The organism is Pararcticibacter amylolyticus (assembly GCF_003130405.1).
Classification (GTDB): Bacteria; Bacteroidota; Bacteroidia; order Sphingobacteriales; family Sphingobacteriaceae; genus Arcticibacter; species Arcticibacter amylolyticus.
Genome location: NZ_QEAS01000002.1, coordinates 84,359 through 109,251, shown reverse-complemented (window position 1 = coordinate 109,251; position 24,893 = coordinate 84,359). Strand labels below are relative to the sequence as shown.

The 24,893-nt window shown below is 46.0% G+C and carries 21 protein-coding genes and 1 tRNA gene; 10 read left to right on the top strand and 12 right to left on the bottom strand.

Translation table 11 applies throughout. The features are described 5' to 3' along the window. Window positions 1–109 precede the first annotated feature (109 nt). Window positions 110–1,978, bottom strand: a complete 1,869-nt coding sequence (locus DDR33_RS02910; protein ID WP_109414267.1) for a PAS domain-containing sensor histidine kinase — start codon at window positions 1,976–1,978, stop codon at window positions 110–112. A gap of 263 nt (window positions 1,979–2,241) precedes the next feature. After that, window positions 2,242–3,444: an MFS transporter gene (locus DDR33_RS02905; protein WP_109414266.1), complete on the bottom strand. Its 1,203-nt coding sequence runs from the start codon at window positions 3,442–3,444 to the stop codon at window positions 2,242–2,244. Between the two features lie 180 nt (window positions 3,445–3,624). On the opposite strand from DDR33_RS02905, the gene DDR33_RS02900 reads away from it, so the two are divergent. Then, entirely contained in the window at window positions 3,625–5,898 is a 2,274-nt protein-coding gene (locus DDR33_RS02900) for a cation:proton antiporter domain-containing protein (RefSeq protein WP_109414545.1), read from the top strand. Window positions 5,899–5,938: 40 nt separating this feature from the next. After that, entirely contained in the window at window positions 5,939–8,641 is a 2,703-nt protein-coding gene (locus DDR33_RS02895; RefSeq protein WP_109414265.1) for an AsmA-like C-terminal region-containing protein, read from the top strand. A gap of 7 nt (window positions 8,642–8,648) precedes the next feature. On the opposite strand, the gene DDR33_RS02890 is transcribed toward DDR33_RS02895, so the two are convergent. Then, a complete protein-coding gene (locus DDR33_RS02890) occupies window positions 8,649–8,846 on the bottom strand; it encodes a hypothetical protein (protein WP_109414264.1) in 198 nt (65 codons plus the stop codon). A gap of 150 nt (window positions 8,847–8,996) precedes the next feature. After that, window positions 8,997–10,223 carry a PQQ-dependent sugar dehydrogenase gene (locus DDR33_RS02885; RefSeq protein ID WP_109414263.1) on the bottom strand — a complete coding sequence of 409 codons (1,227 nt, stop codon included), beginning with the start codon at window positions 10,221–10,223 and terminating at the stop codon, window positions 8,997–8,999. A 349-nt stretch (window positions 10,224–10,572) separates the two neighbouring features. Between DDR33_RS02885 and DDR33_RS02880 the strand changes: the two genes are divergently transcribed. Further along, the gene (locus DDR33_RS02880; protein WP_109414262.1) at window positions 10,573–12,174 is read left to right on the top strand and encodes an ABC-F family ATP-binding cassette domain-containing protein; all 1,602 of its coding nucleotides are present in this window, start codon (window positions 10,573–10,575) and stop codon (window positions 12,172–12,174) included. Between the two features lie 36 nt (window positions 12,175–12,210). On the opposite strand, the gene DDR33_RS02875 is transcribed toward DDR33_RS02880, so the two are convergent. Next, the gene (locus DDR33_RS02875) at window positions 12,211–12,789 is read right to left on the bottom strand and encodes a PhnA domain-containing protein (RefSeq protein ID WP_109414261.1); all 579 of its coding nucleotides are present in this window, start codon (window positions 12,787–12,789) and stop codon (window positions 12,211–12,213) included. Between the two features lie 95 nt (window positions 12,790–12,884). On the opposite strand from DDR33_RS02875, the gene DDR33_RS02870 reads away from it, so the two are divergent. Then, entirely contained in the window at window positions 12,885–13,997 is a 1,113-nt protein-coding gene (locus DDR33_RS02870; protein ID WP_109414544.1) for an acyltransferase family protein, read from the top strand. 46 nt (window positions 13,998–14,043) lie between these two features. Here DDR33_RS02870 and DDR33_RS02865 read toward each other — a convergent pair whose 3' ends face one another. Further along, window positions 14,044–14,490: an SRPBCC family protein gene (locus DDR33_RS02865; RefSeq protein ID WP_109414260.1), complete on the bottom strand. Its 447-nt coding sequence runs from the start codon at window positions 14,488–14,490 to the stop codon at window positions 14,044–14,046. A gap of 23 nt (window positions 14,491–14,513) precedes the next feature. Beyond that, window positions 14,514–14,936, bottom strand: coding sequence for a VOC family protein (locus DDR33_RS02860; RefSeq protein WP_109414259.1), 423 nt, complete (start codon window positions 14,934–14,936; stop codon window positions 14,514–14,516). 262 nt (window positions 14,937–15,198) lie between these two features. Between DDR33_RS02860 and DDR33_RS02855 the strand changes: the two genes are divergently transcribed. From DDR33_RS02855 to DDR33_RS02840, 4 genes are all read left to right on the top strand, one after another. After that, complete coding sequence (locus DDR33_RS02855) at window positions 15,199–16,059, top strand: bifunctional transcriptional activator/DNA repair enzyme AdaA (protein WP_109414258.1); 861 nt, start codon at window positions 15,199–15,201, stop codon at window positions 16,057–16,059. After that, window positions 16,049–16,648, top strand: coding sequence for an alpha-ketoglutarate-dependent dioxygenase AlkB family protein (locus tag DDR33_RS02850; protein WP_109414257.1), 600 nt, complete (start codon window positions 16,049–16,051; stop codon window positions 16,646–16,648). Before DDR33_RS02855 ends, DDR33_RS02850 begins: the two co-directional genes overlap by 11 nt. A gap of 126 nt (window positions 16,649–16,774) precedes the next feature. Continuing rightward, window positions 16,775–16,861: transfer RNA gene (locus DDR33_RS02845), tRNA-Ser, on the top strand. Window positions 16,862–17,057: 196 nt separating this feature from the next. After that, a complete protein-coding gene (locus DDR33_RS02840) occupies window positions 17,058–18,782 on the top strand; it encodes a serine hydrolase domain-containing protein (protein WP_109414256.1) in 1,725 nt (574 codons plus the stop codon). Between the two features lie 22 nt (window positions 18,783–18,804). Here DDR33_RS02840 and DDR33_RS02835 read toward each other — a convergent pair whose 3' ends face one another. From DDR33_RS02835 to DDR33_RS02815, 5 genes are all read right to left on the bottom strand, one after another. Beyond that, complete coding sequence (locus DDR33_RS02835) at window positions 18,805–19,785, bottom strand: nucleotidyl transferase AbiEii/AbiGii toxin family protein (RefSeq protein ID WP_109414255.1); 981 nt, start codon at window positions 19,783–19,785, stop codon at window positions 18,805–18,807. Between the two features lie 20 nt (window positions 19,786–19,805). Beyond that, complete coding sequence (locus DDR33_RS02830) at window positions 19,806–20,372, bottom strand: DUF6088 family protein (protein WP_109414254.1); 567 nt, start codon at window positions 20,370–20,372, stop codon at window positions 19,806–19,808. A 162-nt stretch (window positions 20,373–20,534) separates the two neighbouring features. Then, the gene (locus tag DDR33_RS02825) at window positions 20,535–21,362 is read right to left on the bottom strand and encodes a hypothetical protein (protein ID WP_109414253.1); all 828 of its coding nucleotides are present in this window, start codon (window positions 21,360–21,362) and stop codon (window positions 20,535–20,537) included. A 20-nt stretch (window positions 21,363–21,382) separates the two neighbouring features. After that, on the bottom strand, window positions 21,383–22,594 hold the full coding sequence (locus DDR33_RS02820) for a hypothetical protein (RefSeq protein ID WP_109414252.1): 1,212 nt from the start codon (window positions 22,592–22,594) through the stop codon (window positions 21,383–21,385). Beyond that, entirely contained in the window at window positions 22,587–23,630 is a 1,044-nt protein-coding gene (locus DDR33_RS02815; protein ID WP_109414251.1) for a hypothetical protein, read from the bottom strand. Before DDR33_RS02815 ends, DDR33_RS02820 begins: the two co-directional genes overlap by 8 nt. A 124-nt stretch (window positions 23,631–23,754) precedes the next feature. On the opposite strand from DDR33_RS02815, the gene DDR33_RS02810 reads away from it, so the two are divergent. Together DDR33_RS02810 and DDR33_RS26855 are read left to right on the top strand one after the other, a co-directional pair. Beyond that, entirely contained in the window at window positions 23,755–24,156 is a 402-nt protein-coding gene (locus DDR33_RS02810; protein ID WP_109414250.1) for a helix-turn-helix transcriptional regulator, read from the top strand. A gap of 243 nt (window positions 24,157–24,399) precedes the next feature. Next, complete coding sequence (locus DDR33_RS26855; RefSeq protein ID WP_146198687.1) at window positions 24,400–24,528, top strand: PIN domain-containing protein; 129 nt, start codon at window positions 24,400–24,402, stop codon at window positions 24,526–24,528. Window positions 24,529–24,893: the final 365 nt, after the last annotated feature.

Sequence of the window (24,893 nt, the reverse complement as noted above, 5' to 3'; positions counted from 1 at the left end):
GACCCCAGAGAGGATATCGAAACGGTAGTGTCTAAAAATGACAATGTCGCCCCTGTTCCTGATAAGGAGGAACTTGAGGATAAGAAGAAGCCGGAGGAAGACGAGTAGCTTACAGATCGACTCTGAAAACAGATCCGTTGCCCGACTCACTCTCCACTGAAATTCTGCCTCCCAAACTTTCGATCTGGGTTTTGGTGATAAAGAGGCCAACTCCTTTACTGTCAAAACCTCTGTGAAAGGTTTTATGCAGTTTAAAAAGGTGCTTACCGTATTTATCCAGGTCAATACCAAGGCCGTTATCCTGAACTTCAAGGACAGTGTGACGGCCTTCTTTGAATGTTTTTATTACTATCCTGCAATCCTTTTTCGTGTTCCTGTACTTGATCGCATTGCTGATCAGGTTGTACAAAATGCTGTCCATATAAGGTTTGGGATACGGAATGACCGGAACCTGCAGTTCTTCCTGTATATGGATGTTCGACTGCAGAATTTCATTACTGAACATCAGTTTAATCCTTCCAATCATCATGCTGATATCGCAGTCCGTATGGGGCAAGTCTTTATTCAGGCGGATCTGCACAATGCTGATCAGGTCGTGAAGCACTTCGTCGAGACTCCTGGCGGATTCCGCGAGCATGGTACCCCAGGTCACCGCATTTTCGGGCTCATTCTGCAACATCTCCGCAAGGGTCATAATGTTAGCCACCGGGCTTCTCAGATTATGTGCGACAATCCTGCTGAATTCCTCCATCTGCCCCACTTTATTCTTCAGGCTTACGGTGGCATGGTTTAACAGCTGATTCTTATTTTCAAGTTCTGAAATAAGTCCTTTCAGGAAGCTGATATCCACTATCTGTGAGAGGAAGAACTGAGGTTCCCCGTTTTTATCAGAAATGAGTGATACCCTGAGCAGCGCCCATATCACATCGCCGTTCTTCCGGATATACCTTTTTTCCATACTATAAGAAGATATTTCCTTATTGAGGATCGCGTTGACGTAGCTCAGATCTGCCTGCAGGTCGTCGGGATGCGTTACTTCCTGGAAAGACCGCTTCTGCAATTCTTCTTTCGAATAGTCGAGAAATTTCAGCAGCGCTTCATTCACATCTATCCACAACCCCTCGGGAGATACCAGTGCCATCCCAATTGCAGAGAAATGAAACGCATTGAAGAATTTCTGTTCAGTCAGGCTTACCTGCACTTCCCTTGCTTTTCTTCCTGAAATGTCCTTATAAATGCCGGTGACTTTCTGCGGGTTACCCTTGCTGTCATATTTAACGATCTTTCCTCTTGAGATGATCCATCTCCAGCCATAGCTATTGCACCACACCCGGTATTCCTGCTCGTAATGACTAATCTGCCCCGACAAATACATCTCCAGGTGCTTCAGCACGCGTTCCCTGTCATCGGGGAATATCATATCTTTAAAAACGGAAAAACTCAGATCCAATTCGGGCTTTTTAAATTTAAACAGATCGTGCCACCCTTCCCTGACGTAGAACTTGTCTTCCTGCGGATACAGGTCCCACACCCCCAGCCCATTGCTTCTCAATGCCAGCTTGATCCTCTCTTCATGTATCCTGCCGCTTTCTTCCGTATCAATTTTTTCTGTACAATCAGTGAAGGAGATGAGTACACCACGCTGATCGCTCTCTTCTATCAGGGCCGTACTCACATTTAGCCATTTCAGCGTGCCGTTATCACTTACTATCCCCAGCAACTTATTCTTTTGGGCTTGTCCTGTTTCGAGGGTTAAGGAGAAGGGCAGATTTTCATGCTGGTAATGCGCCCCGGATTCTTCGATCAGATCCAGCCCAAGGCAGGCAATTGTTTGCCCGTAAAGGTCATCGGGGCTTCGTTCAAAGATCTGTGCAGCTGCTGTGTTAGAGAAGATAATAGTGTTTTGACAGTTTTGAATAATAATTCCCTCCGGAATGGCGTCAAGGATCGTTTTGTTAAACAGAGATTGAAGGTTCATGGGCAGATGAATTTTTAGTAATACAGATTTCGTACATGTGTATGCATTGAGAGAACATTAATTTTTCACAGACACGACAAGATAAACGCCGGCATGACGGCCATCCCTTTATCCATTATGTGTTTTGTGTGTGTTTGATGTAGCCTCTGCTATTAAAAGAGAGCCAGCAGATGCGTAAAACCCCGTGTTTTATTAGGTGCAAATGTTCACAAAAACAGGCTATAAAGCAAATAGAATGTTAATGTTTTTTTAGTGGCGGGGCCTCACAATTTCTTCATCACCCATAAGAAGCCAGCAGCCGTGATAACGGCCAGTATACCAGTAGATATCCACAGGACATCAAAACCAAAAGACGATACGATGCGGGTTCCGGCAAAGGGTGATAAAATATGAGCTGCTGAAAAAGACAGGGCGTTCATGCCCATATAGGCCCCCTGCGTGTCTTTTGACGATCTTTTTAATGTCACTGTGGCCATAAAAGGCATTGCCAGGATCTCCGACAGACAAAGTAAGAACATTGAAAAGTAGAGAAGCAGAAGTTTCCCCGGAAATACCAGTAAAGAAAAGGAAGCGCCGCAAAGAAGGGTGCCAATTACGATGGCAGCGGCTGCACTCAGCCGGTTCCCCGCCAGATGCACAAGCGGCATTTCGAGAGAGAAGACTACGAAGCCGCTGTAAGCAAGTATGAGTCCGATGCTCCAGTCACTTAAGTGATGTTGCTGCCGGTAAAAAAGCGGCAATGTATTTAAAAGCTGAAAGAAGCAGATTGCATAGAAACAGCATAGTAAAGTAAAAATAAGAAAATGAGTATCCTTCCAGGGCGACCGGTTCTGATGGCTGTTTTGCTCGCTATCATGCCGCTTTTTTCTCTCCTGAGTTCCTTTGCGGTTTCTAAAGAAAAAATAAAACACCAAACCAGCCAGTCCCGTGGCTACTGCATTCCCGTAAAATAAGAGATGGTATGAAAAAGCTGCCAGAAAACCTCCCAGTGCCGGCCCGATAGAGAATCCGAGGTTCATGGCCATCCTGTTCAGAGAAAAAGCCTTTGTGATGCTTTCCGGACTTGAATAAGAGGCGATAGACACCGTATTGGCAGGCCGGAAGGTTTCCGTTACCAGGCTAAGAATAAACACACCGGCAGATAAATGGGCTGGCTGTGTTAACTCCGGGAGAATGCAGAAAACCGGAACACAAAGTAAAAGACAGCCCAGTTGAATAACAAAATGCCCGGCTTTATCGCTGAGCCAGCCACCAAGCCAGGAGCCGGAGACAGCGCCCAGTCCAAAGCAGCTTAGTACGGTACCGGTTTCCCGGATGGTAAAATGAAGCGACTGAGTCATATATACCCCGAGGAAAGGTATAACCATCGCCCCGCTGCGGTTTATAAGCATGATCAGTGCGAGCATCCAGGCCGGCCGGGTTAGTCCTTTGTATGAATTAAGGTAACGTAGCAGAAGGGTTTTCATGTACAATAGCAATTAAGGCAGTGCGCCTGTAAGCAGAAGCACATCACGAATCTGCGAAAATAATCAAAACCTCAGAAGCAATGAGAGTGTTGAAGGCATTATCTGCAAATGATTGTCAAAAAAAACAGGCATAGTTTTTTTAAGCAGAGCAAGCTATATTGCGGCGTAAACAAATATCGGATGAAGAACATTAAAAACCTTTTATTTTACTGTCTTGTCATAGGGGGATTTTCAGTCCTCATCTATCTTATCGCATCGCAGGGAGCTCTTTTGGAAACCGGCCGGCTTGCCGGCTCAAAAATGGCGAATGGAGGCTCGGGCTGGGATCATTTTAAAGAGGGCCTGCGGCATAACCTGGCTTATCCGCTTGGAGTGTTACTTCTTCAGATCATTACCATTATACTGGTAGCCAGGCTTTTTTCATATATTTTCAAAAAGATCGGACAGCCTTCTGTTATCGGAGAGATTGTGGCGGGTATTGTGCTGGGGCCTTCACTTGCCGGGGCGTATTTCCCGGAGTTCTCTTCCTTTATTTTTCCGGCAACATCGCTTCCAAATCTTGGAATTATGAGCCAGGTGGGACTTATCCTGTTTATGTTCGTGGTGGGTATGGAACTTGATTTAAAGATCCTCCGTAATAAGGCGCACGAAGCCGTGGTGATCAGCCATGCCAGTATTATATTTCCCTTCGCACTTGGAGTGGTACTGGCATATTTCATCTACCAGACCACTGCGCCAGACAAAGTGAATTTCCTTTCCTACTCTCTTTTTATTGGTATATCCATGAGTATCACGGCCTTCCCTGTGCTTGCCCGGATAGTCCAGGAACGGGGCCTTAGCAAAACCCGCCTGGGATCTATCGCCATTACCTGCGCAGCTGCTGATGACATTACCGCATGGTGTATCCTTGCCGCTGTTATTGCCGTAGTGAAAGCCGGATCGCTTGCCAGCGCTGGTTACACGATCATTCTGGCTACCATCTATGTTGTGGCTATGCTGAAGCTGGTCAGGCCTTTTTTGAAACGCATCGGCGAACTTTACTCCAGCAAAGAAAGTTTAAGCAAGCCTATTGTCGGGATCTTTTTCGTGGTACTTCTCATCTCAGCCTGGAGCACTGAGATCATCGGGATCCATGCGCTCTTCGGTGCATTCATGGCAGGTGTCATCATGCCTCCCAATGTTAATTTCAGGAATATTTTCATCGAGAAGGTAGAAGATATTGCGCTAGTGCTTCTTCTTCCGCTGTTCTTCGTTTTTACGGGACTCAGAACGCAGATAGGCCTCCTTAATGAACCGGGTTTATGGGAGCTCTGCGGGATTGTCGTTCTGGTTGCTGTTACAGGTAAATTTGCGGGTAGTGCCCTTGCAGCACGTTTTGTCGGACAGAACTGGCACAGCAGCCTCACAATAGGTGCCTTAATGAATACCAGAGGCCTGATGGAGCTGGTAGCGCTGAATATCGGTTATGACCTGGGTGTGCTGTCTCCCCAGATGTTTGCCATCCTGGTACTTATGGCTTTGGTCACCACATTCATTACCGGCCCTTCACTTGATCTCATCAATAAGTTTTTTAGTCCCGGAGAAGAAGAACAACCTTCGCTGTCTGGCAGAAGCTCTAAGTATAACGTTTTGCTTTCTTTCGGCAGTCCGCATACCGGCCGGCAGCTGGTAAAGATCGCCCATTCCCTCACCTGCAGGTCGAAGGATAGTTCGGTGATCACCGCGCTGCATTTATCTCCGGCCAATGAGCTTAATTTATTCAACGAGTCTGAATACGAAAGTGAAAGTTTTAAACTAATCAGGGAAGAAGCCCAGAAACTGGACCAGGCATTTACCCCGGTGTTCCGGCCGGTTCAGGATATCAATGAAGAAATAGCATCTATCGCCAATAACGGCGACTATGACCTGCTGCTGGTAGGTGCGGGAAAATCGGTTTATGAAGGAACAATCCTGGGAAAGATCCTCGGCTTTACTACCCGTGTGATCAAACCGGATGTCATTTATGACGCGCTGAGAGGAAAAGACCGGCTGTTTAGCACCGGTACCTTCGAGGAACGTGTTCAGCACATCCTTAAGACAATCCGGATTCCTACCGGCATCGTGATTGATAAGGACTTTAGGGGGCTAAAGAGGGTTATCGTGCCTTTCTTTTCACTAAGCGACAGCTTCCTGCTGGTATATATTCAGAAGTTCATACAGAATGCCGGTGCTGCGGTCACCATCCTTGACGCCTGGGAAACTGTGAAAGTACATATTGAGCTAAAAGAAGCGATTGAGGCGATCGAACAAACGGCACCCGGGAAGATCAGTTTTTACGAAGATAAGTCGGTAGGAAAGAAATTACTCGAACAGCATGATCTTATGCTGATAAGTGCCGGCAGCTGGGAAAAGGTTATTGAAACCAGAAGTGCCTGGCTTTCTGAAACTCCCACTGTTCTGATCATAAAACCGTAATTAATACGCATTTTTGTATCTTGGCTTTAAATTATTGGATATGAAAAAACCACTCAGGATCGCAGGGATCACACTTCTTATTATCATTACCGGTATTATCCTGATTCCGTTTGTGTTTAAAGGAAAGATCGAGCGGATAGTAAAATCAGAGATCAATAAGAACCTGAACGCTAAGGTTGATTTCGCAGAGGCTGATGTTTCACTGATCAGGCACTTTCCCGATCTTTCGCTCCGTCTTGAGAACTTAAATATCATTGGGACCGATCTGTTCGACAAGGACACGCTGCTTGCTGTGAAGGGGTTAGACCTTTCCCTGAATATTATGAGTGTGATCCGTGGTAACACGATCCAGGTAAACGCCGTCAATCTTGATCAACCCCGTATTTTCGCGCTGGTTGATAAAAACGGCAATGCCAACTGGAATATCATGAAGCCCGATACAACGGTATCTGATACATCAGCAGAAAGTAAACCGTTCGCAGTGCATCTTAAAAAATATGCTGTGAATCAGGGCTATATCGTCTACAACGATGAGCAGGCCGGCATGAATGCCAGGATTGTTAATCTGACTCATGAAGGAAAGGGAGATTTTACTTCAGACCTGTTCACCCTCGAAACCAGTACGACGGCAGACGAGGTGAATTTTTCATACGGAGGAATAAAGTGGGCTCACAGGATCAAAACAAATATCGATGCAGATATCAAAATAGACAATACAACGGATACGTATTCATTCCAGACCGATAAGATCAGGCTCAATGAACTCCAGTTAGCCGCAAACGGGTTTATAAAGATGGCGAAGGAGAGCTACGATATGGATATTAAATTTAAGGCATTGTCTACAAGTTTTAAAAACATCCTTTCATTTGTACCGGCCGTCTATCAGCATGATTTTGAATCGGTAAAGACAAGCGGAACCCTTGTGTTTGACGGGCAAGTAAAAGGTACCTACAGCGAAGGGCGGCTTCCCGGGTATAAAGTAAACCTGGATGTAAAGGACGGGTTCTTTCAATACCCTGATCTGCCTAAGGCGGTTAAGAATATTAACCTGAAGCTTTCGGTTAATAATCCGGACGGAATTACCGATCATACCGTGATTGATATCCCCAAGGGGCATATGGAGATGGACAGAAACCCGTTCGACTTCAGGCTGAACCTCAAGCAGCCACTTACAGCCCTCCTGGTAGATGCAGCAGCCAAGGGAATCCTCGATCTGTCTCAAATAACCAGCTTTGTTAAGCTCGAAAAAGGTACTTCACTGAGTGGTGTCCTGAATGCCGATGTTGCAATAAAAGGCAGCGCCAGTGCTGTTCAGAAACAGAAATACGAACAATTTGACGCAAGGGGAACCCTTGCACTGAAGAACTTCCTTTACCGCTCTTCCGACTATCCTGAGGGCGTGAAGCTCAGCAACCTGCTCATGACGTTTAATCCTAAAAATGTCACAGTTAACAACATGTCCGGAAGTTTTATGAATACGAACTTTACCGCCACAGGTACCATTAATAACATCCTCCCTTACGTGGTGAAAAATGAGCCGCTTGACGGGGTAATCAATCTTTCCGCAGACCGGGTGGATCTGAACAAATGGATGAACTCCACTTCTGAAACCGGCGAAGGCAGTTCGGCGACAGCTCCCTTTGCTGTGCCGTCGAATCTAAACATTCAGCTTAATGCAAAGGCAGCGTCTGTTCACTATGATAAGCTGGAGATCAGCAATCTTTCGGGAAGCCTGCAAATAGAAGATCAGACAGTAAAAATGAAAGATGTACAGGGGAATGCCCTTGATGGTACGATGGCTGTCAGCGGCTCTTATTCTACTAAACTCAATAAGAAGAAACCCGATATCTCACTTAACTATCACGTGACTGACGTAGATATACAGAAAACCTTTTACGCGTTTAACACCGTACAAAAGCTGATGCCGGTGGGCAAATTCCTGGCGGGCAAGTTAAGTTCGAGCCTTGACGTAACAGGGCAGCTGGGAGAAAATATGATGCCCGGACTCGCAACCCTTACCGGCAAGGGGAATGTGCTGTTGCTCAAAGGGATCCTGAATAAGTTCCAGCCCCTGGAGAAAATGGCTTCTACCTTAAATATCAATGCATTGAAAGACGTTTCGGTAAAAGACATCAAGAGCTACTTTGAATTTGCCGGAGGCAAAGTTCTGGTAAAGCCTTTCAACCTGAAAGTGAAGGATATCGACATGGAGATCGGCGGGATGCATGGCCTTGATCAGAGCCTGGATTATACCATTAACCTGAAAGTTCCGCGCGAACTGATGGGTGAAAAAGGCAACGCCCTGGTAAACGGTCTTGTAGCAAAGGCCAATAATAAAGGAATTCCGCTCAATGTGGCAGAGAAGATAAATCTTCAGCTGCTCATGCAGGGCACCATCAGTAACCCGCTTCTTAAAACCTCGCTGAAACAAAGTACGGCTAACCTGGCCCAGAGTATGAAGGAGCAGTCGGCAGAATTTGTGAAGACAAAAGTGGAAGTCGCTAAACAGGCCGCAGTATCAGCGGCAAAAGATTCCATCGCCTCTGTAAAAAGGCAGCTGGCAAAGAGTGCTGCAGACGAACTGGCGAAAAAACTGTCTGGAAAGGGAGATACCACCGCCGGCAAGCAGGATACCAGGAAGAGCCTGGAAGAAACCGGAAAGGGGCTTATCAAGGGGCTTAATCCCTTTAAGAAAAAAGAGCAGCCAAAACAGCAGGAGCAACCCAAACAGGAGCAGCAGTAAAGTATATTTATCTTTTCAGAAGCTGATATCTGATCAGACGGCAGTCTGCATAGTCCTCTTTCAGGATTTTTTCGGCCAGAAGATAGAGCAGTTCCGACTTCGTTTTGGAAGCATACTTCCAGTCTGTTATCGAGTGGAACCCGTGCTGTCTCAGGATCTCTTCCTCGCTGACTAAATTAAGTTGAATTTCATTTCTCTGAATCATGGTAATATGTATTTGTTTCAGAGATTATTACGGGTACTGTACGCATGAGTTTCGCGGGTTTAGGTGTATCATACACCATATCTGGTGTATGATACCTGTCATATTTTTTTCTGATCTCTCTCAGGTTTTACCTGTATGCAGCTTATGTAATTATTTCCGGCCTATCCGGATTAACTTTGCATCGGCTCCATCTGTTATCACATAAAGGGCTCCATCCTTTCCCTGGAGTACGTCCCGCAGGCGGCTCTGTTCACTTACCAGCAAACGCTCCTCCCCCGTTACCTTATTGTCTTTGATCACCAGGCGGGCCAGGTGCTTGCCGCTCAGGGCTGCAATAAAGAGGTTATTCTTCCACTCCGGGATCAGGTCGCCGCTGTAAAACGTAATGCCGGAAGGAGATATCACCGGGTCCCAATAGTAGACTGGCTGCTCCATCCCATCCTTTTGGGTTTCTCCCGGTCCTACTTTCTCTCCGCTGTATTCGAGACCATAGGTAATGGCAGGCCAGCCATAATTCTTGCCGGCTTCAATCCGGTTTAGCTCATCCCCACCTTTGGGGCCGTGCTCAGTTTCCCAGAGATCGCCTGTTTCCGGGTGGATGGCCAGGCCTTGTACATTGCGATGTCCGTACGAATAAAGCTCGGGTAAGGCTCCTTGCTGGCCCGAAAGAGGATTTCCCGCAGCAGCCTGACCTTCTTTTGTTATTCTGACGATCTTCCCAAGTGCAGAATTTAGTTGCTGTGCCTGGGGGCGTGATGCCATGTCAGAACGTTCACCGGTGCTGACCAGTAAGTTTCCATCTTTATCCCATGCTAACCTCGAGCCGTAATGTTTCGTGCTGTTGAATGCCGGTAAGGCCTGATAAATTACTTCAGCTCCTTCTATCGTCCGCTCATCGGCCGACAGCCTGCCTTTTGCAACTGCCGTCAGGGTGCCAGCACCGGCATTCTGGGAAAAGCTCCAGTAAAGGGTCCGGTTCGTTTCGAACTCCGGGTCAGCTATAATATCCAGCAAGCCCCCCTGGTCATTGCTGTTCACCTGTGGGAGTCCTGTTATTGCCGCACTTAACTGCCCCTCGGCAGAAGCAATCCGCAGTGTACCTCCTTTTTCTGTAATGACGATCCGCCCGTCAGGGAGGTTGGCCATTCCCCAGGGGCTGGATAAACCGCTTGCGACCGTCCGGATATCCAGTCCGGTACTTGTCTTCACCCCTCCTATCCGCGTTTGCCCTTCAAATGCGGGTTTGTAACTGCTGTTGGCTGGATCATTTTCCACAGGGGGAAGTGTACCTCCGCCTGTTTCCTCTTCAACTTTGTCCGATTTGCAGGCGGCGAAGAAAATCGCTGCCGCTAAGAACATCTTTACTGTCTGTTGCATGCTCCTTCTTATTTAATTCACAGGTATATTGATTGTATAAATATTACCTGTGTTTCACGAAATTTGTTTGGATTGGCGTGCTATTAAGACAGTTGCCTGTTTCATCTTTCGTTTATAAATGCTACTTTTGTAAAAAAATACTCCGATGAAGATATCTGAATAATAAGATGGTTACAAACCATCATGCACCAGCGCAGGAACCTTTTGATGGTTGAACTTTTCAAATATTTAGATGTACCATGTGATTATCCCCCCATCCTTAAGTAACAGGAAATAAACATTCAGCAGTCTGACGTATACTGTTCCTGGTCTTCATTAATCCAATTGTTTTACTTTTAAAATCATCGTGATGAGTATCCTTGTCAGATCACTTTCTTATATACATACAAGCGGAGATTTCCTGTTCCGACAGATCAGTCTTTCTGTGCCTAAGGGCGGGAAAGCCTCCCTTACCGGTTATAATGGCACCGGGAAGTCTACCCTGCTGAAATTGCTTGCGGGTATTATTCATCCCGCAGAAGGAGATATTGTTCTTCCGGGAAAGATGTGTTACATCCCGCAGCATTCCGGACAGTATGATCATCTCTCTATTGCCGAAGCTCTGAAGGTAGAGCACAAGCTAAGCGCGCTGCAGGCTATCCTGCAAGGCAGTGTGGAAGAGAGTTACTTCGCCGAACTTGAGAATGACTGGGATATAGAGGAAAGGATCCGGTCGGCCCTTGGGTTCTGGGGACTTGGCCACCTCGACTCCCACGAAAAAATGGCGATGCTCAGCGGCGGCGAAAAGACCAGGGTATTTCTGGCCGGCATCCTGATTCATGATCCGGAGATTATCCTGCTGGACGAACCTTCCAATCATATGGACAGGGATGGCAGAGCCCTGCTTTATGAGCTTATTAAAAAAAGTAAAGCAACTATCCTGACCGTGAGCCATGACCGGGAGTTGTTAAACCTTTCTGATCTTACTTTTGAGCTGACCCGGAATGGTGTGGAGCAGTTTGGCGGAAATTACGATTTCTATGTCGGGCAAAAAGAAATCATGCAAAGCGCCCTGCAATCGCAGCTCGACGAACAACAGAAAAGCCTCAGGCAGGCCCGCGAAAAAGCAAGGGATATGGCGGAAAAGCAGCGTAAAAGAGAAGCAAAGGGAAAGGCCGATGCACGTACGAACTCGATGCCAAGGATCATTGCCGGAGGCCTCAAAAGTAAAGCACAGCAAAGTACAGCCCGCATGAACGATGTACACCAGGAAAAGGTTCAATCCATCGCCGAAAACATTCAGCATATCCAATCGGACTTCCTGCAGTACCAGGTTCTCAAAATAGATCTCGGTTATTCCGGACTGCATACCGGGAAGAACCTGATCGAAGCGCAAGATATCAATTTCAGTTACGGAGAAAAAGACCTGTGGCATTTGCCGCTGACGGCCCGGATCAGATCCGGCGACAGGATCCGGATTGAAGGGAATAACGGAGCAGGAAAGAGTACCCTGCTTAAAATCATTATGGGGAAACTTCTGCCCGCATCAGGCGAACTCCTCATGGCTCCTTTTCGTTATTTATATCTTGACCAGGACTATACGATCATTGATCCGAAGCTGACCGTTTACCAGCAGGTTGAAAAGCACAATGACAGGAAGCTTGCAGAACATGAATTGAAATCGATGCTGCACTATTTCCAGTTTCCCGCTTCCCAATGGGACCATCCTTGCGGTACATTGAGCGGCGGAGAAAAAATGAAACTTGCTTTTTGCTGTTCGGTAGCCGAGAATAACACGCCTGATATCCTCATACTGGATGAGCCGGCAAATAACCTGGATATGCAGAGCCTGCGGGTACTTTCACAGACGGTAAAAAATTACAGGGGAACGGTGCTGGTGGTATCCCACGACCGGTTCTTTACGGAAGAGCTGGATGTTGACAAAAGCCTGTTGCTTTCTCCGGGCTTGTAACAGACAGGGCGGCCATTTAAGGGCCGCCCTGTTCATTTATACAGATTTCTTTACAAATTTTGTCAGAATCACAATGGTGTCGCCATTTATCTTTCCTTCAATCTGTTCGGCATTATCGGCCACGAGTTTTATTTTTCGTACCATAGTTCCTTTCGGAGCGATGTAACTGGTGCCTTTTACATTCAGGTTCTGAGTGAGAACGACATTGTCTCCCGTCTCCAGAACAGTTCCGTAACTGTCTTTATGGATCACCTTCTCTGCCTCCAGCCGGTCTTCTGCTCCTGCCCATGCCAGCAGCTCTTCATCCAGCCCGGCAGATTCCATGCTGTCAGCAGCCCATTCTTCCGACGAAAGTTTTCCAAGGATCTTATACGACAGCACCTTCACAGCAGGGACCTCACTCCAGATACTTCCTTCCAGGCACCTCCAGTAATGGGTGTTTGAATAGTCATCTGATTGTACCTGCCCGAGGCATTCAGAACAAAGTACGACCTGGTTATCCGGGTTTTCATCATTCTTTGGGGGAACCGCATAGGCGAATAACTCAACGCCGTCTTTTGCGCAAAGCTCGCAGCTTTGGTTACTTCTGCTTTCTAATTGTTTATTTATAGCCATTGGCCGGCAAAAATAAACGGTTTGTACTTCTTTTTATAACGATAACTCCACTATATTTAGGCACTTTTATAAACTCGCTTATATCTTATATCAAAATGAACACACACGCAATTGATACTAAGCCACATTATCAGATCCTTGACGGACTGCGCGGAGTCGCCGCACTGACTGTTGTCGTCTTCCATATTTTCGAAGCCCATGCCACCAGTCACCTCGACCAGGTGATCAATCACGGGTACCTGGCAGTCGATTTTTTCTTCCTGCTTTCGGGTTTTGTAATCGGCTATGCTTATGACGACCGCTGGCATAAGCTCACCGTCGGAGGCTTTTTTAAGCGGCGGCTTCAAAGACTGCAACCAATGGTAGTACTGGGAATGATCATCGGAGGCATCTGTTTTTATTTCTCAGATTCAGGCATATTTCCGGAGATACATAATGTACCCGTATGGAAACTCATCGTGGTAACCCTGATAGGTTGTACGCTGATCCCCGTGCCCATTTCAATGGATATCCGGGGATGGCAGGAAATGCACCCTGTTAACGGGCCCGGCTGGTCCCTTTTCTTTGAATACCTGGCCAACATCTGTTATGCACTTGGACTTAGGAAAGCACCAAAATCTGTACTCACAGTACTGGTGGTGATTGCCGGTGGTGTCATGATCCATTATGCCGTGACCAGCAAATCGGGCGATATGGTGGGTGGCTGGTCGCTTACCCCTGAGCAGCTGAGAGTTGGTTTTACCCGTGTTGCATTTCCTTTCCTGGCAGGTTTGCTTCTTTCAAGGACGGCCAGGTTAACATATGTGAAAAATGCTTTCCTCTGGTGCAGTGTGCTGTTGCTGATATTTTTAGCGATGCCGAGGATCGGGGGAAAAGAAACCCTGTGGATGAACGGCCTTTATGACTCGCTGACGATTATCCTGGCATTTCCGCTCATTGTTTACCTGGGTGCGAGCGGTAAAGTTACCGGTGCCGCAGAAACCAGGATATGTAAGTTCCTGGGAGATATCTCCTACCCGATCTATATCACCCACTACCCTTTTATATACATTTATACAGGATGGGCAGTTGATCACCGGGATGCCGGACTGAACGAAACCCTGCTCTATGCATCTCTTACTTTTGTTATCTCAGTGATCGTAGGGTATGCAAGTTTGAAATTGTACGACGAGCCGGTACGGGCCTGGTTAAAAAGAAAGTGGCATTGATCAATCAATGCCACTTTCTGACCCCGGGCTTGTGATCCGGGGCTGCTTATTCGGAGATTTCTTTTAGTTTTTCCAGTGCTTTCGGATAGGTCTTTTCAAAGTACTCCTTATATTCATCTAAAACGTCGACGTCTATAATCAGGGTCGTTTTCCCGTCCTGTTCTTCAAACGAATAGATTTCATATGCACCTATCCAGTCGCCAACCAGGGAGCCTTCGGTAATCTCTTTATCTCCGTCGACAATACCTGTGTATTTTATAGAAACATATTTGTCAGGGATATTCTCTTCTATCACTCCCATCATTCCTTCTCTTTTACCGTCTTTTCCAACTGCAATGAAAAGGATCTTCTGCCCTTTTTCCCAGGAGCCCTCATAATATGAAGAGGGCATAAAGACGGCAGTCCACTTTTTATATGTTTCCTCGCCCAGCATGGTGTTATAAACCTTTGCAGCAGGGGCGTTTATTTCAATCTTAAATTGCTGCCTTTCCATATCTTTTTCGTTAAGAGTTTTGATTACCCTCTGGCAATCGGGAAATTGATCATCCAGCGAACGCCGAATTTATCAGCGAACGATCCAAAGTAGTCCCCCCAGAACATTTCTTCCATTGGCATTTCAATATCTCCGCCTTCAGACAGGCCATTAAAGAGGCGGTCGGCTTCCTCGCGGCTATCAGGAGTAATAGAGATGTAATTGTTATTTCCCACTGTCAGCACATGTCCGGCACTCGGAACGCAGTCAGATGCCATCAAAACCTGCCCCTCCCCGATTGGAATTGCAGCATGCATCACCCTGTTCTTTTCACTGTCGGACAGGTTTTCCGTTCCGGGAGCCTGGTCCATCTTCTGAATAAACAGCTCACCGCCAAATACTGACTGGTAAAATGTAAATGCAGCTTCTGCATTTCCGTCAAAATTCAAATAGGGATTTAATTTCATCTTGAGTCCTTTTAATGGTTTACAATATTGTACCTGATATTGATTGAGTTAATAACACAAAGGTAGACCGTATTTCTTTAAGCCAAGGGGTGCAACACGGCTTTTGTGAGGGTGAATTGCGACAAGCGACAGAGATAAGGCTTCCGACGGCGGCTTTGGATCCGAAGGTAGATTCGTTTATCTTCGGGAGAAAACAGCAAGTTCCGGGTTTTATGCCCGGAGAAAGAGAGGCAACTTTGCATTTCATCACATTTAAGAATAAATGAACACCCAGCAGTCAATCAACTACAAACGCATTGCCGCAGCAATTGAATATATTAAAACAAACTTTAAAAAGCAGCCGGGACTGGATGAGATAGCCGAAAACATTCATCTGAGCCCTTTTCATTTTCAGAAGCTCTTTACCGAATGGGCGGGGACTTCGCCAAAGCAATTTCTTCAGTTTGTGAGTGCAGAGCACGCCAAAAAACTCTTAAAGGAAAACCACCTCACATTATCGGAGGCTGCTTATGAAACTGGCCTTTCAGGGACCAGCCGTCTCCACGATCTGTTTATTAAGATCGAGGGCATGACGCCGGCAGAATACAGGAATGGCGCAGAGGGCCTTCAAATTCATTACAGCTTCTCGGAAAGTCCGTTTGGCCGCATGATCATTGCTTCTACTCAAAAAGGGATATGTTACATGGCATTTGAGGAAGACGACCAGTCCGCTCTTGATGCACTCTTTAAAAAGTTCCCGCGGGCGCACTTCACCGGGCAGGCAAATCCGGCTCATGAGGCTATTGTTTCGGTCTTTGGTAATCGAGCCGGAGGACTGACCGCGATCAAGCTGCATCTTAAGGGCTCAGATTTTCAGCTAAAAGTATGGGAAGCCTTGCTTAAAATTCCATCAGGAAGGCTAACAACCTATAGTTCGATAGCCAGGGAGATCGCTATGCCGAATGCGTCGAGGGCGGTAGGCACCGCGATCGGAAGTAATCCCGTGGCGTTTTTAATCCCCTGCCACCGGGTTATCCAATCTTCCGGCGCGTTGGGAGGTTATATGTGGGGTGAAACGCGGAAAGCCGCTATCATTGGATGGGAAAGTGCTCAGATGAACTTAGATTTACAAAATGGACAATAAGAGAAATACTGCCGGCAACCTGCTACCATATGACGGTACGGTGAACTATTACGGGCAGATCATGCCTGTGGCACAGGCAGATTCTTTTCTGGACCTGCTGCTTGGAAACATTGACTGGAAACATGATGAAGCTGTTATGTTCGGCAGGCGCCTCGTTACCAAACGTAAGGTGGCATGGTATGGGGATACTGATTTTCAATATACTTATTCGAATACAACTAAACAGGCCCTTCCGTGGACTAAAGAGCTGCTGGATTTGAAAGCACTCACCGAGAAAACTCTCGGAGAACAGTTTAATTCATGTTTGCTCAATTTGTATCATAATGGCAGCGAGGGCATGGCCTGGCATAGCGATGATGAGAAAGAGTTAATTAAAAACGGGGCGATAGCTTCCCTGAGTTTTGGAGCAAAGAGAAAATTCTCCTTTAAACATAAGCGTTCGAAAGAGTCGGTTTCCTTGATATTAGAACATGGAAGCCTGTTGGTAATGAAAGATAATACTCAAACGAACTGGCTCCATCGCCTGCCCCCCACTAAACTGATCGCTCATCCGAGAGTAAATCTGACATTCAGAAAGATGAACAGGTGATATATGGATTGCGTAAATGCGCTAAAAAAGGCCGGTTAACAAGTTTTTCCGGCTGGTATTCAGTATGCTATCATCAATTGCATAATAAAATTTGTAGAATTGATCTGAGTTTGTACTTTTGCCCCCGGAGAGTTGGCAGAGTGGTCGATTGCGGCAGTCTTGAAAACTGTTGAACTGTGAAAGGTTCCTGGGGTTCGAATCCCTAACTCTCCGCTGAAAAGGCATCAGGAAAACCGGGTGCCTTTTTTGATTTAACTCTCTGCCCTTAGATACATCAAGAACTTTGGCAAGATCATCCGCATCTGTATCGCTAACTGATTTAAGTATATTATCGTAGCTAAAAACAGTTTAGCATTCAAATCGCGGTTTGTATTTATTTTATAACTTAGAAAATGCTATTTTTTGCGATATGAAGCTGCTGTTGTTGTTCTTTGTGCTAATTACCACCAGCGCTGTTGCGCAGCAACCTGCCGGTCAAACCGATCTTGTCAAAACTTCTGAACAGTATTTTAACGAAAAAATGGCTTCTGACCATATTGTCGGACTAAGTGCTGCTATCATACTCGACGGTAAGGTAATCTGGCAACAGGGGTTCGGTTATGCCGACAGAGAAAATAAAATTGCGATGACGCCGCAGACAGTGGTCAATATCGGTTCCATAACCAAAACGTTTACCGCATTGGCCCTGATGCAGTTGAATGAGCAGGGGAAGCTGGATATCAATAAACCGTTAAAAACCTACCTGCCCCGTTTTCGCCCGATGGCCGGGCCGGGCATCAGCCCGGACAGGATCACGCTGAAAGCGGTAATGACCCATACCTCAGGCATCCAATCCGACATCTGGAAAAACTCGGATCTGGAAAGCGGAAAATATACGGATATTCCTGGCTTTGTCAACCAGACCTGTTTGTTATACCCGGCTGGCATGGTAGGGCTTTATTCGAATGCGGGCTATAACCTCCTGGGTAATGTCATTAAGGCCGTCAGCAAAGAGGACTATGCTGATTATATTCACCGCCATATCCTTGATCCATTAGCTATGTCGCACAGCGGATTCGCCATGGACAGTCTGCAGAACCGTTGTAAAATATACGCATACGGGCAAAACTTCAAGGTGTTTGAACTCCGGGATATCGCTTCCGGCGGTATTTACGCGGATCTGAATGACTTTACCAAATACGCAACCTGCCTGCTGAAAGCTTACCGGGGCGAAACCAATTCTATTATTAAAGCGAGCACCCTTCATGAGATGTTCTGCCTCCAGAATGCGTCGGTACCGATAGAAACCAACAAAAAAGGCTTGGGCTGGTTTATGTTCAAAAACGACTCGACCTTTGCCGTTTACCACGCGGGCAGTGCCGGTTTTGCCCAGGCCAAATTGCTGCTCTTTCCCGAAAAGAATGCTGCTGTTATCGTGATGACCAATACAGCCGAGGGTGGACAGGCAGCAGAAGATTTCTGCTTTAAACTGCTACCCAGGTTCGGCCTGCGTGTTTCTGATCTGTTTCCTGCTCCGGTAACAGGGGTAGTCCTTGATACTTCTCATTTAGCTCAGCTGTCGCCAGCCGAGCTAAAGAAACACGCGGGCAGCTATGCTAAAGCGACGTCTTATGCAACCATTTCCGTAGCGGATAAATACCTTAGGATGTGTGAGAACGATGAGATAACTATTTTAAAGCCGCTCAGCGCAAATCAATATGTGCCTTACGAGATCAGCGGCAATGATACGCTGATGAAAAAAAGTGGCCAGCGTTTTTTCTTTATCAACATCCATGGGTATCATTATCTGATCCAGCGGAGCGGCGAAAGGGAGTATAACTGGGGGTATCAACTGAAACCGGTTGACGTCAGTCTTTGGCAGAAGCGGACAGGATTATACCAGCAATACGGTTACCAGATGCTGATCGGTGACAGCAAGTTTAAAAGCGTTGAGCTATATATTACCCCTGATAGGGTACTGATGTGCCGGCTCAGGACGATGGGCAGTACCAATGAGATCCCTTTGGATGTTATCGACAATAACCATGCACTCTCTTCAGGTGTTAACGCTGGATTTGGCGGCTTTACGGTTACCTTTAAGACGAATAAAGACGAGCAGCTGGTAGATTTTGCCGGTATTACGTTCCGGAAATAACAAACTATTCACAATATCCGTCTTATAACTTTTCAAGAAATTGCTTTATGTAATGTGTCATTTCATCGAAATCCGGCTGTCCCTTATAATAAAGGTTGCTGGTTGACCGGTATCGGTTTCTGAAATCCTCCCTTACTTTTTTGTCCGAAAGTAGAAGGGCTTCATTCTCCTTTATTGGGCGCTGGAGATCTTCATCCGGAAACCAATCCTGTTTGTGTGCATAATATTCATCAGTACCAATGAACTTTTGGACTTCTGAATTCTGAAGCAACTGAAATACATCATAATACTGCCGCATAAAATTCACCTTTTGATGGTCACCTCCCGGCTTGCTTTGCTCATGACGGTATTTAGTGGCAATAGTTTGAAGTTTTTCGACAAGAGTATATCCCGGATGATAGCATGCTATGCCTTGGGCACGGTTATCAAAGATTTGCAAGCCAGCAGCTGCGGCTTTGTCGTACATCCACGAACTAATGTCTACGAGCCTGTTTGGAGTAACCTTTGCGAAACCTACCTCCAATAGTATTCCATCCTTCAAACCCCGAATCGGATCAAAGAAAGTGTGATACTTCAACCTGATACCGCCACTCCGGTACCGATGAGTATCATCGAAACTGACATCACGAGTCACTTCCGTAATACCATCTATGGTGATATGATCTGCCAGCCAGTCAAAGAATTTTTTACGGCCCTCAACAGCTGATTTACTTGACGAGTTAGGATTTTCGTTCAGGGTAATACCCGTTTCTTCTTTAAACGATTCCCGCGGGCTGATATGCAGGTCAATATCTTCTGAAAATCGGTCTATAATCTGAAATCCCTTTGACAGGGACGTGCCTCCCTTCAACTCAAATTGCAACCCTGACTTTTTAAGAGAATACAGAACATGCATGATCCAATAGTCCTTTTCTACCAGGGAATCCAGAATTCCTGTCTGGCTGGAAAGTGTTCGGATCAAACTCTCAAAATCCTTTCTTTTGTGCAGGTAATTCACTGTCATTGGTCGAGGGTACATGTTAATCAGAGGCTGGCAAGAAGTTTTCTGGTTTTTGGCGTTGCATATTTATCAATGACCTTATGCAGCTCCGCTTTGTTCAATTGTGGTACCTTATTCAGCGCGTTATTCAAAACCTGCGGTTGATCCTCCGCCAGTTCATACAGGTTATTCAGAAGATCAACGAAGGTGAATTCTTCATTTACCTTTTTGGGGAAGGCCCTTTTTTTCCTGAATAAAAATTCCTTATTGCCCAATTTTATAGTACCACTCCTGTGATGGTTGTAAACTATATGATTATTATATAACTGTGTGGTGCCTAACCCTAATCGGTTGTACACATTAAAGGAGGTAATTAAGAAGTTGCTATCATCCAAAAATTTACTCACCAGCATTTGCTCAGTGGGAGGCTCGTTTCCAAAGGCATTCTTTTTGGGATAATGGTAGAGACCAGGACCAACCTTAACCAGCAATCCTTCATTTACCAATTCTGCGATATGCCGGTCCACCGAGGCAGACCATTTGGACAATTCAGACCGCTTATAAAGCTGTCCCCGCTTGATATGCTTTTTCAAAAAATCTACTTTGCTCATATTGATCCTTCTAGTACAAAAATAATGAATCCTCGATTACTTCGAATGAAAACCGGTCAAAAATCATGCAAAAGTTATACTTTTCTAACAGTTCTCATTTACATAAAGCAATGAATTAGTTGCTTTTAGCTAATGATTATGAATTATTGTTCCTTGAAGTATTTATATCTCCTGCTCATTAACCGAGGTAAAACGAGACTGAAAAGCCAGCAATGCCTTCCGGCTACTGGCATTTACCAGGTCTTCCAGCTGCACCGACTTCTCAATCAGAAACACCAGGCCTTCTTTCCTGATCTGATAGCTGTTCGTATAACGAACAGCCAGATAAGCTTCATCCAGAAGATTGAACTGCTCCATTTCCTTATCATCCGACCAGTTGAATAATTCCTTCAAACCGGGTATAAACCGCGTTAGTTCCTTATGGTGATTTCTCAGCTTATGAGAGATCTTCTCTTTTCCGATCAGGGAAAGCTCAGCGAACCGGTAGCAGCATTCAAATAGCTGGTGCAGCATAAGGGCGCAGAACGGGTAATTTTCCAGCGCCATATAAAACCAAACTCCTTTACGGAAAGACTCGATCTTTACGCGCTCTTTTTCCATGCCAGCCTTCGCCTGTTTATAGATTTTCCCGAACATATCTTTGCAAAGATGCAGTTTGATCGCACAGTCCGGGCTGATATACACCAGCCTGTCCGGCTGACATAGGCTAAAAAAGGTCATGTTTCCAAACTTCAGTCCGTTTTTAATATCGCTGAGGTAGAACATCCGGTAGTTGAAATTAGGATACAGGGTCAGCACCATCTTAACCAGTGGTATGCTTTCCACCAGGTGCAGCTGGCTGTTCTGGGCGATCAGGATAATCAGCTCCCATTCTTCCCGACCTTGTTCTTCCGGACGGTTCAGATATACCCGTTCAATAAATAACATCCCGGCCAGACGTTCGGTAATGGCGCTGGCCTGCTGAAGAATGTTCAGAGGAATCGGTTCCATAGGATCTCTTTATAGTTTGTTTACTTCTTTTTTGGACTGTATTTTTTTGCCTGTATCAGGAAGGCTGCTTCCAGTAACCGCAGAAATGCTGCATGAAACTCTTTTAGCTCTTCGGCTGATGACACCGGGAAGCTTTTATCGCCCATCGCAGCAAGGGTAGTCTCAAAGAACATCTCAAACACTTCGTTTAGAGAATACCTATCAAAAAAGACTGGTAAATAGTTTTCGGGTTTGCCGGCCATCTCTTCACTGAGCAGATATTTATAACCCGGCTTGGGTGCTGCTGCTTGTTTGCCGTGATAAGTTGTATGATCCCGGTTCCAGTCTTTTGGATAATTAGGCCCCAGCTGACGGATCAGCCACAAGCATTCAGCCAATGTAACCAGTGTTCTCAACTGATACAGCAGCTCAACCGGCCTTTCTTTCCATTCCTCCCCGGCATCCAGCGCCGTCTTAAAAAGCTGGTTTAATTCCTTTTTATAGTCCATTAAGGACTTCCGGTAAAAGATTCCATAAATCTCCCGGTATGGGCTCAGACAGAAATCAACGGTACTGAATACCGGGTAATTGTCCATGTCAAACCAGGGCATAATCTGGTGATACAAAAGCCCCTTGTCCTGGCAGTCGTCCAGCCACACGCGTTCGGTGAGTTTAAGCAGCCATAAGTAGTGCTCGTAGACCTGCGCCGCACTGAGCTGCTGTGAACTAAAGATCGGGCGTTCATCCAGGGCGGCCTCCAGCCAGAGGTTAAAATACCGCTTCCAGTCGCCCTGGCTCTGGTAACTAAACAACTGCTCATAAAAAAGGTACCCTCGTTCAATTTCCTGCTGGTTCAGCAGTTGTACTCTGCCCCGGAAACGTTGGTGCCGTTCAGCCGGCCATTTGTTTTCCTGAAGATACGGGTAGCATTGATCGATGCTGTAATCGGTAAACGAGGGTTCCACCGGATTGCCTGCGGGCTCGTCATGCTGAAACTTCTGCCGCATGTTCAGGTGTTCTTCATAAAAGAACCAGGCAGCATCAAGGGTGATCATGATCTGTTCAAAACCAGTATGTAACAACCTTAACTTCTCCTGCGGCCAGCGTTCAGGGCTGATCACAACCCGGTAAAAGTCCTGAAGGAAGCAACGGTAAGTATCCGGGTTTTCTAAAAAGGTCAGTTCTTCCCGGATATGATACATGTTGCTTTCAGAAGAATGGATAAAGGATTCTTGTCCGTTAAATTTATTCATGATGATACCTGTTTCGGAGTTGTATAAAATAATCTGAACTTAAATGAAGGATGATTTCAATCTGCTTTATTTTTCTGTTGCCGGACGGGGCAGCACCAGCTTTAAGATTATCCCGGACGACATTTAGCAGGCTGATGTGAAGAAAACGCGCATAATATCCTGCCGGGTTCCGTACGAATTGTTTACGAAGCGCCTGCCGGATCTGCATCAGCGTATGATCTTCCTGTTGCTGTATACCGGATAAATTACTTACCCATTCGGCCAGGTAGATCAGCCGGTGAAGGGTCTGGTGATGCTGAATAAAAAGCAGCCCGGCAGAAGCATGCCAGTCGATACACCACCGGCGGTAATAATTGAAAAATGCCAGGGATTCCAGGGCTTGCTTGATACCTGCTTCGGCATAAAACTGGGTTCCCCAGGCCAGAGGGCTTGGCTGGCATTCCTGCAAACTCCAATGCAAGGAGGATTCTTCGGGCAGCCGATGGTCGTGGCTCAGCAGAAAGGCCGCTTCCAGTAGTTTGTTCAGGCCGAGGTAATCATCAAATTCCCGCAACTCACCGGAATTGCCGGTCATATAGAACGAGGGATCAAAGAGCGCACAGCGAAGGTTATGCAGCAAACCGGGCTTCCAGTTTTTCGGCCCCGCGATAGAAAAAACGATGCGCATGGTCCGCAGAGGCTTAAGGGCTTCCTGTTCAGACAGAAATGAAAGGAAATTTAACCCAATAAATGACCGGATATCTCCGGGCGCATTTCCGTCTCCTGCCCTATCCGGGTAAATAGTCAGTACGCAGGCTGCGTCAACCAGCTGTTCCAGCCTGTTAACCAGACATAAGTACCGGTAGCGTTGTCCGGGAGAGAGAACTATCTGATGAGTAAATACCAGGGACAGCGCGCCACTGAGCCACAACTGCGCTTCCTGCACCGTATAGCAGCTAAAGAATTGATCAAAAACCGTAAGCGGATCTTTCCACTGCCCGCCGGATAGTGAGGTGGGATAATCCTGCTCCCATAATCGAATGGCTTTCGTTTCCATACAACCAAAGGTCGGATGCTAACAACTGGTTGCGAACCGGAAATGCCGGTATCCCACCCGTTCGTGCTGGTTATTTACCAAAACGATCTTCTCTTAACAAGCAGAGAAATTAGTATCTTTGGGTATGAGTACAGTTGTAAAACCAAACCATATTGGCCGTAAAATTAGCCGCATCAGAGAACTTCGCGACATGAAACAGGATGCCCTGGCGATAGCCTTAGGTGTGAGCCAGCAAACGGTATCGGCAATGGAAAATAAGGAAACTATTGAAAGAGAGCTGCTTGAGCAGGTGGCAAAAATCTTAGGGGTAACACCTGAAGCTATTGAGAATTTTAGCGAAGAGGCTGTATTTAATATTATCGGTAATACGTTTTCAGATCACAGCCAAAATAACAATAACTACTTGTGCACCATCAACCCATTAGAGAAGATTATTGCGTTGTATGATGAAAAAGTAGCCCTTCTGGAACGTTTATTGCAAAGTGAACGGGAAAAGACGGAGATCTCAAAGAACTCAAAAGGATAAATGGATTGTTGTTAATTTATTAATAACAAACGATGTTTACTGAAGCGCGGAAATTAAACCTCATAGAAAGGTTCTGAGAGTGAAAAATGAAAATGTGCTGCTTGCTTTGGAAAATGTACTTAGATCATCCAAATCTGCTGAAACGAAAAAGTCGATCCACGACTTTGTTGGTATCCTTTCAAAGAGGGAAGCCCGCCGATATGAAGGCTGCCATAGCAAAATCCTGCGAAACAATTGATGAGAATGACTGGAAATAGTGCTCTGATCGATACCAGTATCCTCGTTGATGTTCTTGGCGGCAATATAGCATTTGCAGATAAAATTGCGGATCTTAACAGTCTGTATATCTCTTCTGTTGTGCTCGGCGAATAAGTGTATCATTAAGAGGTAGTGCGCAATCGGTGAGAATTAATTTTCCGCTTCCTGGTAGGTTGATTATCAAGGCATATTAAAGAGGATACAAATCCCTCTCTCTGCCAAAAGAAAATAAAGCCCCGCAACAGCGGGGTTTGTTGTTTTTGAGAATTTGCGAAGCTGTGTTTCGGCAAATTCACGGAAATAACAAAGGAATAAACGGAGCGAATGCCTTCTCTACTCATTCTTTAACTACCTCCATTGTCTCGGATTTACCAACTGCAAGTAGCCGCAAATATTACCAGCGAACAACAACCTTTCCATTTCCCCCATCTGATGCACCGCCGCGAGTACTCGCCAGGAGCGTGCCGTCAATATACGAT

Coding starts and splice junctions, on each gene's coding strand:
- DDR33_RS02870 (WP_109414544.1), top strand. CDS start 12,885: ATGAACACACACGCAATTGATACTAAGCCACATTATCAGATCCTTGAC.
- DDR33_RS02825 (WP_109414253.1), bottom strand. CDS start 21,362: ATGGAACCGATTCCTCTGAACATTCTTCAGCAGGCCAGCGCCATTACC.
- DDR33_RS02810 (WP_109414250.1), top strand. CDS start 23,755: ATGAGTACAGTTGTAAAACCAAACCATATTGGCCGTAAAATTAGCCGC.
- DDR33_RS02865 (WP_109414260.1), bottom strand. CDS start 14,490: ATGGAAAGGCAGCAATTTAAGATTGAAATAAACGCCCCTGCTGCAAAG.
- DDR33_RS02875 (WP_109414261.1), bottom strand. CDS start 12,789: ATGGCTATAAATAAACAATTAGAAAGCAGAAGTAACCAAAGCTGCGAG.
- DDR33_RS02880 (WP_109414262.1), top strand. CDS start 10,573: ATGAGTATCCTTGTCAGATCACTTTCTTATATACATACAAGCGGAGAT.
- DDR33_RS02850 (WP_109414257.1), top strand. CDS start 16,049: ATGGACAATAAGAGAAATACTGCCGGCAACCTGCTACCATATGACGGT.
- DDR33_RS02905 (WP_109414266.1), bottom strand. CDS start 3,444: ATGAAAACCCTTCTGCTACGTTACCTTAATTCATACAAAGGACTAACC.
- DDR33_RS02820 (WP_109414252.1), bottom strand. CDS start 22,594: ATGAATAAATTTAACGGACAAGAATCCTTTATCCATTCTTCTGAAAGC.
- DDR33_RS02895 (WP_109414265.1), top strand. CDS start 5,939: ATGAAAAAACCACTCAGGATCGCAGGGATCACACTTCTTATTATCATT.
- DDR33_RS02900 (WP_109414545.1), top strand. CDS start 3,625: ATGAAGAACATTAAAAACCTTTTATTTTACTGTCTTGTCATAGGGGGA.
- DDR33_RS26855 (WP_146198687.1), top strand. CDS start 24,400: ATGACTGGAAATAGTGCTCTGATCGATACCAGTATCCTCGTTGATGTT.
- DDR33_RS02910 (WP_109414267.1), bottom strand. CDS start 1,978: ATGAACCTTCAATCTCTGTTTAACAAAACGATCCTTGACGCCATTCCG.
- DDR33_RS02830 (WP_109414254.1), bottom strand. CDS start 20,372: ATGAGCAAAGTAGATTTTTTGAAAAAGCATATCAAGCGGGGACAGCTT.
- DDR33_RS02840 (WP_109414256.1), top strand. CDS start 17,058: ATGAAGCTGCTGTTGTTGTTCTTTGTGCTAATTACCACCAGCGCTGTT.
- DDR33_RS02855 (WP_109414258.1), top strand. CDS start 15,199: ATGAACACCCAGCAGTCAATCAACTACAAACGCATTGCCGCAGCAATT.
- DDR33_RS02815 (WP_109414251.1), bottom strand. CDS start 23,630: ATGGAAACGAAAGCCATTCGATTATGGGAGCAGGATTATCCCACCTCA.
- DDR33_RS02860 (WP_109414259.1), bottom strand. CDS start 14,936: ATGAAATTAAATCCCTATTTGAATTTTGACGGAAATGCAGAAGCTGCA.
- DDR33_RS02890 (WP_109414264.1), bottom strand. CDS start 8,846: ATGATTCAGAGAAATGAAATTCAACTTAATTTAGTCAGCGAGGAAGAG.
- DDR33_RS02835 (WP_109414255.1), bottom strand. CDS start 19,785: ATGACAGTGAATTACCTGCACAAAAGAAAGGATTTTGAGAGTTTGATC.
- DDR33_RS02885 (WP_109414263.1), bottom strand. CDS start 10,223: ATGCAACAGACAGTAAAGATGTTCTTAGCGGCAGCGATTTTCTTCGCC.